Source organism: Cellvibrio chitinivorans (assembly GCF_035117775.1).
In the GTDB taxonomy this organism is placed as follows: domain Bacteria; phylum Pseudomonadota; class Gammaproteobacteria; order Pseudomonadales; family Cellvibrionaceae; genus Cellvibrio; species Cellvibrio chitinivorans.
On record NZ_JAYKKN010000024.1, the window covers coordinates 1 to 1,266 of the forward strand.

The 1,266-nt window shown below is 47.3% G+C and carries 2 protein-coding genes; both read left to right on the plus strand.

What is annotated here, in order from left to right:
• Positions 1 to 63 precede the first annotated feature (63 nt).
• Positions 64 to 372, plus strand: a complete 309-nt coding sequence (locus SPL68_RS18415) for a transposase (protein WP_323816632.1) — start codon at positions 64 to 66, stop codon at positions 370 to 372.
• Entirely contained in the window at positions 369 to 1,235 is an 867-nt protein-coding gene (locus SPL68_RS18420) for an IS3 family transposase (protein WP_323816633.1), read from the plus strand. Before SPL68_RS18415 ends, SPL68_RS18420 begins: the two co-directional genes overlap by 4 nt.
• Positions 1,236 to 1,266 lie beyond the last annotated feature (31 nt).

Genomic DNA, 1,266 nt, shown 5'->3' on the forward strand with positions numbered 1-1,266 from the left:
CCGAGTTACCCACCAATTGTAGACACCCTGTATAGTTGAAAATCCTATATGGAGGTGCTCACTATGGCACGTAAAAAAACACAGGCTTATACCGAAGAGTTTCGTCGCGAAGCCGTTAAACGCGCAGAGCAGGAGGGTAATACCACTGCATCTGTTGCGCGGGATCTTGGTGTTAGCGCACAGCAAATCTACAACTGGCGCCGTCAATTTACCCGTCTTTCTGAAAAGCAGTTCAATTCGGTGGCGGGTGTCGATTATTCAAAAAATGAAAGTGATGAGCTGCGTCAGTTAAAGCGAAGAAATGCAGAGCTTGAAAAAGAGTTGGCCTTCCTAAAAAAGGCAGCTGCGTACTTTGCGAACCAGCGCGAGTGAAGTACGCATTAATACGTGAGCATCTGGTGGCATTTCCGGTAACGCTAATGTGTCGTGTATTGTCCGTTTCCCGTAGCGGCTTTTATCGTTGGACTGTTCGGGAAAAGAGCCAGCGGCAGCAGAAGCGGGAGTGCCGCGAGCGTCAGATCATGGACACCTATGCGACTTACAAAGCACGCTATGGTGCGCCGCGCATCGCCAAAGAGTTGCAGGCCATAGGTCATCCTTGTTCAGTGAACTTTGTTGCCAATGTACTGAAACTACAGGGTTTAAAGGCGCACAACGGTAAGGCATTTAATTATGGAAGCCATGCCTTGACGATGCACAACGTGTCAGAGAATTTACTCTGGCGTCGTTTTGGCGCGAACAAACCCAATGAAAAATGGACAACGGATATCACGTATATCTGGGTTGAAAAGCAGTGGCTCTATTTGGCGGCGGTAATGGATCTCTATTCGCGCAGTATTGTCGGTTGGTCGCTGGATACCAGCATGACAGAGGCACTGATTAGCAATGCATTACACATGGCATTTGAACGGCGTGATACCAAACCTGGCTTAATCATTCACTCTGATAGAGGTGTTCAATATCGGGCGCAAAAATATATTGATTTTATGCGTTGTCATGGTGCCATCCCGAGTATGAGTCGCAAAGGAAACTGTTGGGATAATGCACCGATGGAGTCCTTCTTTAGTCGCTTGAAAGTCGAGTTGATTTACACCCAGCAGTTTCACTCGATTGATGAAGCTAAATCCAGTATCTTTGAATACATTGAGGTGTTCTATAATCGCTTGCGCCGACATTCCAGTATTGGTTATGTGGCGCCCGCTGAGTTTGAACGAAGGGCAGCGCTAGCTGCATAGTTAGAGTGTCTACTTTTTGTGGGTAAGACCA

Bases quoted from the DNA above. Each gene is read 5' to 3' on its own strand.
- SPL68_RS18415 (WP_323816632.1), top strand. From the start codon at position 64: ATGGCACGTAAAAAAACACAGGCTTATACCGAAGAGTTTCGTCGCGAA.